Origin of the sequence: Bifidobacterium hapali (assembly GCF_002259755.1) — a bacterium.
GTDB classification, from domain to species: domain Bacteria; phylum Actinomycetota; class Actinomycetes; order Actinomycetales; family Bifidobacteriaceae; genus Bifidobacterium; species Bifidobacterium hapali.
Genome location: NZ_MWWY01000004.1, coordinates 16,574 through 30,786 on the forward strand (window position 1 = coordinate 16,574; position 14,213 = coordinate 30,786).

At 55.1% G+C, this 14,213-nt stretch carries 10 protein-coding genes; 2 read left to right on the forward strand and 8 right to left on the reverse strand.

The genetic code is table 11. From position 1 onward, the window contains the following. Positions 1 to 15: 15 nt before the first annotated feature. Complete coding sequence (uxaC, locus tag BHAP_RS00620; RefSeq protein ID WP_158216394.1) at positions 16 to 1,434, reverse strand: glucuronate isomerase; 1,419 nt, start codon at positions 1,432 to 1,434, stop codon at positions 16 to 18. Between the two features lie 588 nt (positions 1,435 to 2,022). On the opposite strand from uxaC, the gene BHAP_RS00625 reads away from it, so the two are divergent. Beyond that, positions 2,023 to 3,090 (forward strand): LacI family DNA-binding transcriptional regulator, encoded by a 1,068-nt coding sequence (locus BHAP_RS00625; RefSeq protein ID WP_094728634.1) that lies wholly within the window; start codon positions 2,023 to 2,025, stop codon positions 3,088 to 3,090. A gap of 223 nt (positions 3,091 to 3,313) precedes the next feature. Here the strand turns inward: BHAP_RS00625 and BHAP_RS00630 are convergent, their stop codons facing one another. The 5 genes from BHAP_RS00630 to BHAP_RS11960 form a co-directional block, all read right to left on the reverse strand. Continuing rightward, positions 3,314 to 4,864, reverse strand: a complete 1,551-nt coding sequence (locus BHAP_RS00630; protein ID WP_094728636.1) for a glycoside hydrolase family 30 protein — start codon at positions 4,862 to 4,864, stop codon at positions 3,314 to 3,316. Between the two features lie 181 nt (positions 4,865 to 5,045). Continuing rightward, positions 5,046 to 6,866, reverse strand: coding sequence for a DUF4091 domain-containing protein (locus BHAP_RS00635; RefSeq protein ID WP_158216395.1), 1,821 nt, complete (start codon positions 6,864 to 6,866; stop codon positions 5,046 to 5,048). A 198-nt stretch (positions 6,867 to 7,064) separates the two neighbouring features. Then, positions 7,065 to 8,087: a UDP-glucose 4-epimerase GalE gene (gene galE, locus BHAP_RS00640; protein WP_094728639.1), complete on the reverse strand. Its 1,023-nt coding sequence runs from the start codon at positions 8,085 to 8,087 to the stop codon at positions 7,065 to 7,067. 601 nt (positions 8,088 to 8,688) lie between these two features. Then, positions 8,689 to 10,551, reverse strand: a complete 1,863-nt coding sequence (locus BHAP_RS00645) for a DUF2264 domain-containing protein (protein ID WP_094728641.1) — start codon at positions 10,549 to 10,551, stop codon at positions 8,689 to 8,691. Positions 10,552 to 10,876: 325 nt separating this feature from the next. Next, entirely contained in the window at positions 10,877 to 11,002 is a 126-nt protein-coding gene (locus BHAP_RS11960) for a hypothetical protein (protein ID WP_275542088.1), read from the reverse strand. Between the two features lie 426 nt (positions 11,003 to 11,428). Here BHAP_RS11960 and BHAP_RS00650 point away from each other — a divergent pair, with 426 nt between their 5' ends. Beyond that, positions 11,429 to 12,640, forward strand: coding sequence for a substrate-binding domain-containing protein (locus BHAP_RS00650; protein WP_158216396.1), 1,212 nt, complete (start codon positions 11,429 to 11,431; stop codon positions 12,638 to 12,640). Between the two features lie 65 nt (positions 12,641 to 12,705). Here the strand turns inward: BHAP_RS00650 and BHAP_RS00655 are convergent, their stop codons facing one another. Both BHAP_RS00655 and BHAP_RS00660 read right to left on the reverse strand, forming a co-directional pair. Beyond that, positions 12,706 to 13,494, reverse strand: a complete 789-nt coding sequence (locus tag BHAP_RS00655; protein ID WP_244569189.1) for an ATP-binding protein — start codon at positions 13,492 to 13,494, stop codon at positions 12,706 to 12,708. Positions 13,495 to 13,690: 196 nt separating this feature from the next. Then, positions 13,691 to 14,213 (reverse strand): transposase (locus tag BHAP_RS00660; RefSeq protein ID WP_211279652.1); only part of this gene is annotated, 523 nt, incomplete at its 5' end.

Genomic DNA, 14,213 nt, shown 5'->3' on the forward strand with positions numbered 1-14,213 from the left:
CTTCCTTCTGATGGTTTACAGCTTGAATACCTTGGACGGCTGGGTTTCGACCGCGTCGTGCACGATCGCGAGTCCTTCTTCAAGGCTGAGGCGATGATCGGCGACGAGGCTGGCTACAAAGCGCGAGGTCAGACGGCGGTTCATGTCGTGACGTGCCGGAATCGAGCACAGCGCGCGCGTATCGTCGATGAATCCGGACAGTTTGGTGAATCCTGCCGCAGTGACGACCGCTTGGAAGTAGCGCAAGATCGGTTCGGGAGCATCGATAAACCACCACGGCGCACCGACGTACAGTGCCGGGTAGAATCCGGCGAGCGGGCCGAGCGAGCGCGAGTATTCGGTTTCGTCCATCGTGAACGCGACGAAGTGGAAGTCTGGATTGTTGCCATACTCGTTGAGCAGAGGACGCAAGCCAGCTGCGAAGTCGACTTTGTCGGGGATGTCAGCTCCGGTGTCCGGACCAAACGCGACGAAGTTACGGTAGTCGTAGTTGCGATAGACAGCCGGGTGAATGGTCATCGTCAAGCCGTCGGTTTGAGCGAGGCGCGCTTGATCGTTGACGAAGTGACGACGCAGACGGGTTGCGTCGGTTGTACTGATCGAACCCTTGAGAGCCTGTGTGTACAGCTCGCGAGCCTCGGCATCGGTCAGGCGCGCGGTGCCGGCATCTGCATGCGAATGATCGGATGCGACCGCACCGTGCTCCTTGAAGTACAGGCGACGGCGGCGCATGGCCTCGACGTATCCGTCGTACGTGGACGTGTCCACGCCGGCAACCTTGCCGAGTGCGGCGACCAATTCCGGCCAGTCAACGCGGCCCGGCTCAAGATATTTATCCGGACGGAAGCATGGGGCGACGCGCACGCCGAACGCGGTATCGGCCGCCACCTGATCGTGCAGATGCAGGTCGTCGACCGGATCGTCAGTGGTGGAAATGAAGCTGATATTGAACTTCTTGACGAGCTTGCGGGTCGTGAAATCGTCGGTGGCAAGCAGTGCGTTCAGCTCGTCGTAGATCTCGCCGGCGGTGTCCGGACCGAACTTCTTGGTGATGCCGAATACGTTGTACAGGGCATCCTCAAACCAGTAGCGCATTGGCGTGCCAGCGAACGCATTCCAGTGCTTGCCGAACAATAGGAACGCGTTGCGCGCCTGTTCGGGGGTAAAGTTTTTCTGATTGACGCCGAGGTCGGCGAGGTTGACGCCTTGCGTGTGCAGCACGCGGGTGACGTAGTGGTCAGGCGTGATGAACAGGCTGGTCGGGTCGGAGAAATGTTGTTCTTCAGCGAACCAGCTGATTGGTACATGGCCGTGAGGAGAGATGATCGGCAGGTCCTTCACCGATTCGTACAGCGTGCGGGCGATATCGCGCGTGGGCTGTTCGGGGGGAAGCAGGCGATCGGGATTCAAATCAAACTGCACTGGTTGAGTCATGGCTCTATAGTCCCACGTTGGCAACAAACCGTCCGTTTGTTGCCAACGTTTGCCGCCGGCCGCATCTCGTATCACGCGCGTCACGCGCCACACACGCCACGCGCATCACACGTCACACGCATCACACGCCACGCACGTCACACACGTCACACACGCATCACACGCATCACACACGCCACACACGCCACACACGCCACACACGCCACACGCATCACACGCCCGATCATCCCAACGCCCCATACCAACCAACCTAATGTCCCCACACCAACCGTCCTGACGCCCCGCGCGCCACGCGCCCAACCATCCCGCGTGGCAGAAAACGCTCGCTGAGCGGTACCTCAGCGAGCGTTTTCCGCCACGCACTGTTTCGAGTGGCGGTTTTCTCTCACTGACGCACACCTCAGCGAGCATTTTCTGCCACGCGTTATTTTCAGTGGCGGAAAACGCTCGCTAACGCACCACGCAGCGAGAGAAAACCGCCACGCACAAACAACGCACGGCAACATATGGCAACAAAACACGGCGTCCGGCGGTACGATAGACGCGAACAGCTTACGCCCACACCAATGTCGGAAATACGAGGCATCCATGAGCAACGACGACGCCACCGAACACCACCTCACACAGAGTCAGGCCGCGCATGACCAACACCGCTCCCCCCGCGTAACAATCCGCGACGTAGCCGAGGCCGCAGGCGTCGCACCATCCACAGTGTCGCGCGCGTTCGCAAGACCAGGCCGAGTCAGTGCGCAAACCACCGCGCACATCCGCGAAGTGGCGCAACGACTGGGATATCGCGCCGGAGCAGTCACCGCGCAACGCATGAGCGATACTGACGGAAAGCCTAACGGGCTACTCGCTATCGTCGTCGCCGATTTACGCAATCCGGTATACGCTGACTACACACGCAGCGCACAACATCAGTGTTTGCGCAACGGCTACGGCCTCATGGTTATCGATTCGGAAGAGACTGACAAACTCGAACGCGCCGCATTGCAGTCAGCTAGTCGACATATCGACGGCATTATTCTCGCATCGTCGCGATTATCAGACGCCGGCATCCGCAAGCTCGCCGAAATCAAGCCGTTGGTCGCGATTAACCGCTCTATTCAAGGCATTCAATCGGTGATCGCCGACCCGACAAATGGTATGGAAACAGCGATCGCGCGGCTTGCGCAGCTCGGTCACGCGTCACTATCGTATCTAGCTGGACCGGAATCGTCATGGCAGGACGGCATTCGTTGGCGCGCGCTGACTGCGATTTGCGGACAATATGGTGTGCGATTGCGGCGTATCAGTTCGAGCGAGCCGACATTTCACGGCGGGTTTCTGTGTGGTGAAGCGTTCGTACAGTCACCGACGAGCGCAGTACTCGCGTACAACGATATTATGGCGATCGGGTTTATCGCATCGTTGCAAGCGCGACGGATTGCGGTGCCGACTGATGTGTCGGTTATAGGTATTGATGATATTCAGCTCGGCGCGCTCGTGACACCGACGCTGTCGACGGTGCATTTGGCGCGGTATCGCGCAGGCGAAACTGCGGTTGAGGAAGTGCTCGCGGCGGTGCGGCACACGAATAACCCGCACAATCGGCGGCCGATTATGTTTGAGTCACGTTTCGTGGAGCGCGACAGTATTGGTATCGCGCGATAAGCGGTGTTGCGCTGGTAGTGGCGGTTTTTGCTCACTGAGCGTGGGCTCAGCGAGCAAAAACCGCCACTCAGAGCAGTGCGTGGCAGAAAACGCTCGCTGAGAGCATGCTCAGCAAGCGTTTTCTGCCACTACTAATACAATGCAGAGCGCTCAGCAGGTTAGGCGATCAGCCGGTCTAGCACTCGGTCGGTCGGACACTTAGAGCGCTCAACCTCGGTCAGCGCTAGAACAGCGTCTCGTCGTGGTCGTCGGCCGGGTGAGGCGTGTAGGTGATCTTGAACTCGTCGTCGGCCGGGGCCTGCGACTCGTTGACCGGATGGTTCGACTTGTGCAGGCTCACCGTGCCGTACGCCGGAACCGTCACCTTCTGCCAACGCGCGCCCTCGCCAGCCACGGTCACCGCAGCCTCGATGTCTTCGCCGGTCGGGTTGTACAGAATCGCCGCAAGATCGCCGGTCGCATCGTTGATGAACGCAACCGAACCGAGTCCACCGTGACGACCGTCCGGCGTGCGATTGGTCGACGCGACGCGCTGCGAGCCGACCGCAACATCCTGACCGTAGTTGCGCAGCATGAAGTATTCAAGATTGCGCTTGACTTTGCCAGTGGACGAGTCGATCGTGATCACGCCGCGACGGCCGGACGTGCCCGCCCAGCTTGGGAAGCCCTGCTCGTCGAGCGCCATGTTCCACAGGTTGATCAGACCGACGCCGTTGCGTACGAGCCAAGTGCCGATCTCGCCGAACATGACGTGACTGGCCTCGTCCACGGTTTCGTCGAGCATGCAGCGGCGTTCGGTCATCGCAGCCTTCCACTGCGGGAACTGGCGCGCACCGTTGTGCACCCACTCGGGCAGGCCGGAGTATGTGTGGAACGCAGCGCCAGCGAACGCGTTGGCTTGCGCGGGGGTCATGTAATCGGAAACCGGACGCTGGTAGAAGCGCAGCGAATCGTCACCGAAGTAGATCTCAACGTCGGGGAACGTACGGTCGAGCGCCGGGCGCAGGTATTCGCTGCCCCACTTGGCGAGTTCTTCCGGAGTCCACACGGTGATCGGCCACGGGCAGCCGTTGCTCGGCTCGTTCTGCATAGTGACGGATGTGATGCGGATGCCGTACTTGGCGTATGCGGCGATGAACTTGACGAAGTACTGCGCGTACACGTAGTCAATGGTGTCTTGATAACGGTAACCGTTACCGACGAACTCACCAAGACGCAGACGGCCGGCTCCGTCGAGACGGCCGGAAGTCTTCATCCACGCGGGAGCAGACCACGGAGAGGCCATGATTTTGACGGCCGGGTTGATGGCGACAATTTCTTGCAGAACAGGGATGACGTTCTTGAGATCCTTGGTTGCGTCGGGAGCGCCCGGTTCGCCTTCACCAATGGAGAAATAATTGAGACCTGCGTCGGCGACTACGCCTTCTGGTAGATCGTCGTACGAGTAGTATGCTTGGCTTGAGAAATCACATGCACCGATTGAGATACGCACAGACGAGAAGCCGCCCTGTTCAGGGTCGAACATTTCTGTGAGGATGGCATGACGCTGCTCGGCGGTCATTGACTGCATGAACAGTGATGCGGATGAGTCGGTGATGGCTGCGCCTGCACCTTCCCAGTACTGGTAACGGCGAGTCGGATCAATCACGACCGTTTGCGCTCCGTTATGATCAGTTTCGATCACCGGAGTAGCGATCGGTGCGCGACGCTCGGACAGATCGCCGGTTGTGCGCGTCCAGTATTCATAGGTAAATGGATTACGAGCCTCAGTCATGAGGATCACTCCCTCGTGTCGTCAGTGTTGATCATGGCAGTTCGATCATTCGAACCGCAACATCATCGTGAAACGATCACTATTATACACAACCGCGCATCACGACAATCCGAAACAATCGCCTTTTATCTGTTTTTATCACTTTTGATCATCAATGGTTGAGCTGAGGCTATTATTATGATCAAAACTGCTTGATATGCTCGGCAATAGCGGTATTGATTGCGTCACGACGATCAAGTAACCACGCTGCACTATGCGGATAGTGCGCAAACATGAGCGGTTCTTTACAACCTTCGCTCAATATTGATACAACATGATCACGATCAGTTAATGATTCCAGCAAACGGCATGCGCGCAAATCATTGAGGGCTTCTTCAAGCACCATGATACGAATTGACTCTTCTGGTTTGCCACCCGGACCGGGATACACAAGGAATGCATCACCAGCCGCAAACCCTTCTGGCGTGCCAGTTTCCGTATACGGGTTCATCGCACGACGCGACCGTTCAGTGTTGTAAAAGTTGAATCCCCAATGCAAAAATCCAGCGAGGTCGTACACATACAGCAGGAAGCCGAGTATGCGGTTACGATATGACGGCATCGCAATAAAGCGATTAGGTACATCCGTCGTCTGCGCACAGCAGTAGTACGTCCACAAATCCTTGACGCCAACGGCAACGAACGGCTCGATCGCATTGTCTGCAGGAATTGGATGCTCGCAGGCACCGCTGTTATAAAACTCAACATGACTTAACGCGTCCATAATCGGATAATCCGCGAGATACGGAGCAACCACAGCTTTCGCTGCCAAATACGAATTGAGATTCGCCTCAGTCGGTTCATCAGAAACATGGAACACGGTACTATCAGCGATGCCAAGCCGTCGCAATTCGCGATCAAGTGCCGGTAAAAATTCGGCAAGAAACTCAGGGTATCCGTCGCCGGTCGCTGAAGTATTCCACCCGAACACTTTGCGTTCGACACCATCTACAGTGGCAACGATTTTCGGGCAGTACTCAGCACCCCACTGCGTAAACAGGTGGCTCATTTCAAACCGATGAATACCCGCGCGCTTGCACATCGCGACCCAACGCTCAAGTCGTGTGAAGTCAAACGACCATGAGTCATCATCTGCTTGCGTAACGCCAACAAGCTGTGTGGTCGGTCGTTCACCACCAATTTGCGTATCAAGTGGAGGTGTGAACAGCGGCGTATAGATCATCGTCACGCCACGCTTGGCTGCGAGCGCCACGAATCGCTCCACGATACGCCAATGTTCTTCACTCCATACTGGCACACCATAGTATTGAGCAAGACAATCAGCGTGGAACCACTCAGTGTGCGCAATCGTGAGCGCTGGTAGCGACGTGGGAATACGCGTGATCATAACTGATGATTCCTGCACAATTGTGCCGTCTTCAGTGGCGAAACTGATCGTGAGTTCGCCTCGATCAGCGATAGTTGACGGCGTTTTCGCATCATCAATACCACCATCCAAGTTGTGATCAGTAATGGACAGATCAATATCGATCCATAATGATCGCCACTGATCTGGCATAAACGATACCCAACCATTCGTATCCTGCAACAAATCTGGATACAGGCCGGGTTGTTCAGACAAATACATGTCATCCGTGTGACCCGGATAGCAAGGAAAATCAACCGGCACGTCACGCACAACTCGTACATGCGCATATTCAGCGAACATGCCACGCAACGAGACTCGCGTAACGAACTCGTTCACGCACCTTGATGCAACCTCCGTCGATGCGACAGTCAATGGCACACGATCGTCAGCGCCTGACCGGTCCTCGTCCCTCGCATCCGCCAAACCAAAGTCCGCATCACATCGCCGATCATGCTCAACTCGATACGCCAACTGGAACGAAACCGTCTCCCCTGCCAGTCCACTCACGTCACGAATCGGCGTAAGTGACCGAGCATCATCGCCCGGCAATATTTTTTCCAGCGAACTCACTGGAATCACGCAATACGCAACCATGCGCATCCTCCCTACCATATGCGAACTGTATACACAGACCGTAAATACGCACTAACAGCATATCTCTGCATATTTACGGTCGTTTTGGACACAAAAATAGGCCGTAAGTGCGCACTAATATCACGTTAGCGCGTACTTACGGCCTGTTATGCGAGCCTGCTATGCGAACGATCAGTCAGCCGACCAACCGTTCCGCACTCACTCGGCGTCGCGGTAACCGTTCGGGTTCTTGGTCTGCCAGTTCATCGACGACGCAGCCATGTCGTCGATGCCCAGCTCAGCCTTCCAACCCAGCTCGCGCTCAGCCTTGGACGAGTCGGCGTAGCACGCGGCAATGTCGCCAGGGCGACGAGGCACGATCACGTACGGAATCTCGTGACCGGCGGCCTTTTCGTACGCCTTGATGACCTGCAGCACGGAGTAGCCGTGGCCCGTGCCGAGGTTGTAGGTGAACACGCCCGGCTTGTCAATCTTGCCGATGACCGCAACGTGACCCTTGGCGAGGTCAACGACGTGGATGTAGTCACGCACGCCGGTGCCGTCGGGGGTGTCGTAGTCGTCGCCCATAACCTGCACAGCTTTGAGCTCGCCGATCGCGACCTTGGCGACGTACGGGGTGAGGTTGGCCGGGATGCCCTTCGGGTCCTCGCCGATGAGTCCGGACGGGTGGGCGCCGACCGGGTTGAAGTAACGCAGGATGACGACGGTCCACGAGTCGTCGGCAACGTGCACGTCGCGCAGAATCTGCTCTTCAAACAGCTTGGTGGTGCCGTACGGGTTGGTGGTGCCGCCGGTCGGAGTTTCCTCGGTGATCGGCAGCTGCTTCGGCGTGCCGTAAACGGTGGCGGACGAGGAGAAGATGATCTTCTTCACGTTGTGCTTACGCATAACCTTGAGCAGCGAGATGGTGCTGTTGAGGTTGTTGTCGTAGTATTCGATCGGCTTAGCGACGGACTCGCCGACCGACTTGAGGGATGCGAAGTGGATGACCCAGTCGATATGGTTCTCGGTGAAGACCTGATCCATGAGGGCTTCGTCGCGCACGTCACCTTCGTAGGACTTGACCTTCTTGCCAGTGATCTCCTCGACGCGTTCGAGCGACTTCGGGGAGGAGTTGCAGTAGTTGTCGACGCAAACGACGTCGTAGCCCTGCTCGAGCAGCTCGACGTCGGTGTGCGAACCGATGTATCCGGCACCGCCGGTGACCAGAATGGTCGTCATGATAGTCTCCTTGTCATCATGATTGGGACTTCAGTGGACTTTCGGTGAGACTGCGACGGCACGCCATCGCGCCGTCTGTGTGACGTCGCCGTATCGTCCCAGTTCCAGTTCCCAGTATAGCACGATGAAACATTTTCAACCACGTTCTACCAAAATCGCACAAAAATTGATCATGTTACGTGTCGTTATATGCGGAAAGGGGCTTCCCTTTTCAAAGGAAGCCCCTTTTGCATTAAGCATCTAGTGCAGATGTCATGTGTCGTGCGTCGTGTGATGTCAGCTTACGGTCTTATTTGCCTCTCTATTATCGAATATCTGGGCGTGACGAGATGCTATGTGTGACATTTCGGCGGTAATAATCCTTTATTCCGCCGGAATATCACACAATGGGACTGCTTTCTGTGACATTTCGGCGGAGACATGCCACCTATCCGCCGGGATATCACACAAATCCGGTCCAAAACGTGATATTCCGGCGGAGATCCCGGTGATATCCGCCGACATGTCACACAAACCGGCTAATTCCTGTGACATTCCGGCGGAAAGTGGATCACCTACCGCCGGAATATCACTTTTTGAGAGAGTCCTTAGGAGAAAGAAATCACGCAAGTTCGGTAAGGGTCACCGTCTTGCTGCCAACCGTTAACACGTTGCCGTCAAGGTGGAATTGCGGAATCGCGATCTTACCGTCAGCGTCCAGCGACTCGCCTTCCGCATCGCCAAGGTAAAGCGAAACGAACACATACTTACCCGGTTCAATGACGCGCGTTTGCAGCGGAATACGCGTCTTGGGGTAGAGAATGTTCACGTTCGGTTCTGGCGTAGACAGTTCCACGTCGAAACCTTCTGCACCAACAAGGCCGATAATGCCCTGCTCAGTACGGTAAAACACGGCGTTTGGCGTACCCGTCTCGATAATCTCACCATAGTCAGGTAGCGAGAAGCCACCTTCCGCAAGGTGCAATTCGCGATCAGATTCGATCACATGCACGCGTACGTGCCACGGCATATTCGGAACGACAAAGTTCTTAATATCCACGTCTTTCCACGGTTTCCACTCGGAATAGACGTAGTCTTCGTGGATCGCGTAATCTTCGTAACCATACGCAGTCTGCCAGTAATGATCACTTTCGCTCACTGCAAGCGTACTGTCATACGCACCCTGCTTGAGCAGTACCGCAGCCTTCGGTACCGAGAACGCGAACGTGGTGGAGTACACGTACTTTTCGTACTTGGCGTTCGCATGTGCATGCTCGTGACTGTGCTGACCAGCAGTAAACGCTTGCACTTCGCGTCCGTTGGCACTATGCACGACGAGCATACGCGGCTCAGGCTGCAGCTTAACCGGTTCAAACTTGAAGTCCTCGGCTTCGCGCACTTGCCAGAACGGATCATCGTCAGGGATGCACAGGAAGATGAACGTCTTGAGCGCCCAATATGCGGACGCCGGTCCATTGTAACCTTCGGCCATGTTCATGTTCGGATATGCGTAGCCGATCGGGATGAGACCATCGGACTGGAAGATGTTCTGTGAGAACCACCAGCGCAGGTTGCCCAGCAGCAAGTGCTTGAAGTCGGCGATTGACCAGCCTGCTGGCGGCTTGACGCCAGCGAATGATGCAGCAGCCCAGAACGCGGCCTGCGCGAAACGGTAGTCGAGGCTACGTCCATACGGCAGGCAGGCACCGCCCGAAGTGAACCAGTTGGCGTAGCTCGGCACAAACTCCGTGGCACGTTCCTTGAGCAGCTGCTCCTGCTTGCCGTTCTTTTTGGTCAGGCCGACGAGCACGAGCGTGAAGAACTGGTAAGCGAATGGAATATAGTTGTCGATCTGATTGACATAGCCGTCGTACGACCAACCGTGGCCGAGATAGTGCGAGTTGGTGATATCGAAATCGTCTTGCACGAGCTTGGCATGATCTTCGTGACCGTTGTCTGCAAACCAGCTGTTGACGAGGGTGCGGAAGAGTAGCCAGTTGGTTTTCGGTAAGACTTTGTGATTGACTTGTTCGAGCCAGTTGAAGATGTTGTTCTGTTGCTCAGTGGTCAAGTGATCCCAGAATTCGGACTTTGTCTCATACAAGAACGCGGTGATGGCACCCATTTCGACGAACAACTGATCGTAGTCGGTCAGGTCACCGCCCCAGTAGTCGGGATGAGTTGGATCGGTGCAGTTGATGAGGCTTTCGCAGGTGAACTGCCACCAGTGGCCGAAGCGACGAATGTTCTCACGGTTGTGGAAGAGCGGACCGAGACCCCACAGAAGGCGGGCGAAACCTTCGGAGGAGGTGCGATCTTGGCTGTATACTGCACCGGAATCACTCATACGAAAGCGGCCGTAACGACCGTTTTTGATCATGAGTTCCATGCCGGGGGTGAGTAGGTCGATGAGTGCTTGCTCACACTGAGCTTTGGTGCGAAGTGGATTACGTGCAACTTGCGCGTTGAACGGAGCGACCGCCATTGCTTTCTCCTTGACAATCATGGCGTCGTGTGGTTGTAAGCGGCGAGATGACGAGTATCTGCCACTACTCATGCAGAGGTGGTCAGCGGTTGCCGACCATTGCCAACTGCGCTCACACAACGCAAATATATTGATCGTTTCTGATTATACACTCACTTTTAATCACTTTCAATCAGTTTTGATATATCGTGTCGTGCGATCAGCGTTGATCCCATATATCTATATCTCTTACGCAGTTTTGATAACGTAACGAGAAAACGACTAACGCCGTACCCTCTGTGAGAGAGTACGGCGTTAGTCGTTATGTGCTGATTCTTGAACACAATTAAGCAGCGAGGCCGGCGAAAAGGGCAGCCCAGTCGTCTGAATCAACTGACGAAGCGGATGACGACATCACTGTCGCGGTTCCGCGCGAATCGTATCCATTATCGTAATAGTGTTGCTGTTCCATGATGTTCATCCTTTCTGGCTATCGCGCTGTGCAGAACGTCGCTGTCGCACAGTGTCTGCAGTGTGGTATCTCCGCTGCTCCAGCACATCACTGTCCTGTTGCATCGAATACGTTAACGTTAACACACTGATCGGATATAATCAACTTTAATCATTGCATTGTGTCGCAATACGCATATTTTCTTCACGATTACACACAAATACGCTCATCAATAGCACAGGCGGACAGTAAATCGCACAGGAATTCACAGTAATACCGACAGATATCACAAAGATCACCCCATCACGTACAATACGGTAAGCATAAATGATCAATACCGCTCAATCGATTAGCTACATAACGCGATGTGGCCAACCGCACGGGGCGCCCTCGGAAAGTGGAATGATGTCACAGCCCAAATCCCGGGATAGCCGGAACACGACAACGGTGACGGACGGTGTGCAGCGCGACTATTTGCCCGCTGAGCGCCGCGATATGATCTTAAGCCTGCTCACTCGTCAGAATGTGGTGACTGTGCCAGAACTCGCCAAACTATTCTCGACTACAGAAATCACTGTCCGTCGCGACCTCGGTGAGTTAGCAGATGCCGGGCTAGTGCGCCGTATTCGCGGTGGGGCTATGTCCGTTGGCGACGGCATTGACCCGTCAGCGCGCAAAGTCACCACCACCAAATCAGCAGTAAAGGCAACGCCTTCTGCTGCATCCGCCACTTCAGCAGACAGTACAGCCACAACTGGCGACTTACCATCAGCTAATTTCCACATTATCAAAGGACCAACAGCAGACGGCATCCATCCATCCATCGGCGTAATGCTACCGGAACCAAGTTTCTTCTGGCCGGGCGTGATCGCATACATGGAGACTGCCGTCAAACTGCTTGGCTTTGAAGGGCTTATCGTGCACGAGTCGTCCTACGACGAGGGCTCCCCCGATGCCGAAATCATCAAAGAATTAGACCGAGATCCGAACGTTTTCGGTTTGATCGTCGCACCGAATTCACATCCGCAATCTGGTCAAAAGGCGTGGGAACAGATCAAACATGTGCAAAACCCTATAGTTGTGATCGAACGTGATCAGCCACTGTTCGGTTCTTGTTACGTGGATTCTGTGCGTACCAATCATCCATATGGTGTGCGTAAAGCTGCAGTGCACTTTCTCGATCGCGGACACACACGTATCGGTGCAGCGTTTAGTGAGACACCAACGTCAGCCATCATTCAAAAAAGCTGGCGTGAGTTAGTCAATGACAGTGACGGCCGTATCGTTTGCCCGTTTATCTGTGACGGTATTCAACCATACGATTCGCACGGCGTGGACGAAATCGTTGACCAGATCATTGATACTGACGTGACTGCGATGCTTGTACATTCCGATTATCTTGCAATCGCGATTGCACAAGTACTGCAACGTCGCGGCAAGCGAGTACCGGATGATGTGTCACTGATTTCGATTGACGGATTCGCAACTCCGAGCTCACGACCACTAACTGTACTGCGATCTTCTGCCCGAGATCTCGCTGAAACAGCAATCCAAACGCTGGACCATCGTATCCGAGAAGCAGATGCTGCAATCCAGCATGTTTTCGTTGATCCCATGCTTATCGATCGCGGTTCCGTGGCTGATCGAACGCGATCATAACTGATTCGATCGTAACTGAGCATACTCGATCATTCAGTCCTACTACGTCGCCGACCGTCAACCACTCATCCAACGGTCGACGGCAGTTCGAGAAACCACTGCCACGCAGGAATCTGGTGAATAACCTTCCCGTCACGTAGCCAATCTCGTTTCGACCCGTTGCCAACGATAATGATGCCAGAGTCAAGCCCCTGCTCTTCCATCAGCTCCCATAGCGCGCGAGTTTCTCGCTCAGCAGTTGCCGCATCATCCATACTCGCAGTGACTTGATATAACTCATACTGTTCACGTTCCAATAGATCGCCGACAACAAAATCAACCTCATATCCGTGAGCTTTCGTACGACACGACGATATGCCATCACGCCGGAATCCAACATTTCGTCGCCGAAGTTCAAGATACACAGCATTTTCCAATCGCTGACCATCGTCACGCACTCCAGCCGCATTTGACGCAGCAGCTAATCCCGGATCAATCGCATAAATTTTCGGCATTGTCGTGGTCTGTTCACTCAACGATACAGAAAACTCCCGCATGCGGAACATGAGATAAGCATCCTCAAAGTAATCCAGTAGATCAGCCAACAACTCACGGCTTGTCGGTAATCCCATCGAGCGCAAATCATTCTCAAGTCTGCGTACTGATAGTTGCTTGCCAATAGAACCCATCACGCGCCGCGCTGTCACCGCTGCTATTCGTGGTCGAGCGATATCGTGTCGTTCGACCACATCTCGCGAAACCACTCGTTGCACATAGGACTGCAATAATGCAATCCTCTGCGCAACAGGTAAATCCTGTACAGCCGGAAATCCACCACACTCCAGATACGTTTGCATGGTTTTCGTAAGTGTCATCCGTTCCGAGGCAGAATACCCAGTCTTGCCATTGCGACCTAGTAACTGCGCGTCAACAATGCCATTAGCCGCCAAAAATTCACGGAAAGAATACGGTAACAGTTCAAAATCTATTTGCACATTGAGTAAACGTCGCAGTAATGGTAGTGCCCGGATTCTTGCGCACTTTGGTCTTCGCCCGGCTCTGCGACGATGATCAGTTCGCTACTGGTACGCTCTCACCGAGCCGGGACATGTCGAGGTAACGGCGCGTCGACCACTCGTTCGAGGTCACGTAGCGGACGCGCGCGCAGACGAGCATCAACGCGCTCCGCCCGTCCGGAAACGAGCCGACCACGCGCGTGCGTCGCCTGATCTCGCGGTTCAATCGTTCGATCATGTTGTTCGTACGGATGCGCCGGCGATGTTCCCTCGGATAGTCGTCGAGCAGGTAGGTCGTCGTCTCGCTAATGCCTTCGCGCAGGCATTTGGCAGCCTCTCTGAGCTTCCTTGTCTCCAGTTCCTTGGCGACGGATTCCGCCTTCTCCAACGCCTTGTCGCGTGATTCCATAGCAAACACGGCCTTAAGCGCGTCCGCAGCCCACTCCCGGTTTCTGGGGTTGACCTTGGCGAGGATATTGCGTTCGAAATGCACCATGCACCGCTGATAACGCGCCTCCGGCAACAGTTCGTTCACGGCGGCCACGAGTCCCGCGCACCGGTCACCCGTTACCAATCGC

Bases quoted from the DNA above. Each gene is read 5' to 3' on its own strand.
- BHAP_RS00630 (WP_094728636.1), bottom strand. From the start codon at position 4,864: ATGACTGAGGCTCGTAATCCATTTACCTATGAATACTGGACGCGCACA.
- BHAP_RS00625 (WP_094728634.1), top strand. From the start codon at position 2,023: ATGAGCAACGACGACGCCACCGAACACCACCTCACACAGAGTCAGGCC.
- BHAP_RS11960 (WP_275542088.1), bottom strand. From the start codon at position 11,002: ATGGAACAGCAACACTATTACGATAATGGATACGATTCGCGCGGAACC.
- BHAP_RS00655 (WP_244569189.1), bottom strand. From the start codon at position 13,494: ATGACACTTACGAAAACCATGCAAACGTATCTGGAGTGTGGTGGATTT.
- BHAP_RS00635 (WP_158216395.1), bottom strand. From the start codon at position 6,866: ATGGTTGCGTATTGCGTGATTCCAGTGAGTTCGCTGGAAAAAATATTG.
- uxaC (WP_158216394.1), bottom strand. From the start codon at position 1,434: ATGACTCAACCAGTGCAGTTTGATTTGAATCCCGATCGCCTGCTTCCC.
- galE (WP_094728639.1), bottom strand. From the start codon at position 8,087: ATGACGACCATTCTGGTCACCGGCGGTGCCGGATACATCGGTTCGCAC.
- BHAP_RS00645 (WP_094728641.1), bottom strand. From the start codon at position 10,551: ATGGCGGTCGCTCCGTTCAACGCGCAAGTTGCACGTAATCCACTTCGC.